Below are 386 nucleotides of genomic sequence, written 5' to 3'. Positions count from 1 at the left end.
AATTTACCTTCCATGCATGGTATATAAAATTTGGAAAATATAAGCTAATGCTTTCAAATATGNNNTATATAGATTATAAAAAATTTAATATTATCAATTTTCCTTTGCTTGGAGATNNNNCAGATTTTGCAATTTCTTCCCATTTTTCTCCAAAGTTTTGTTTATAGAATTCTATTATTTCACTTGTCAATAAATTTTCTCTTTTTAATTNNNAATATGATACTGGTATTTTATTTTTTAGCATTTCCTTTATTAAATCTTCAGTTTTTATTCCTTTATTTATATTTAATACCTTATCTGTAGGTTCTAAATGTTTTATGTTTATTCTTCTTCTTTTTATATCTCCATCACCAATACAAAATTATTATCAATTACTATGATCACTA

1 pseudogene (running past one end of the window) is annotated in these 386 nt (G+C 22.1%); it reads right to left on the bottom strand.

Annotation, left to right across the window (positions count from 1 at the left end):
* Window positions 1-223 precede the first annotated feature (223 nt).
* Window positions 224-386: pseudogene (locus tag LUA84_RS04835) on the bottom strand (50S ribosomal protein L14e) (its annotated part continues 44 nt past the right edge of the window); the annotation flags it as partial.

This window comes from Candidatus Nanopusillus massiliensis (assembly GCF_920984865.1).
Note: the sequence above shows the minus strand (reverse complement) of the source record. Positions and strands in the feature narration are given on the sequence as shown.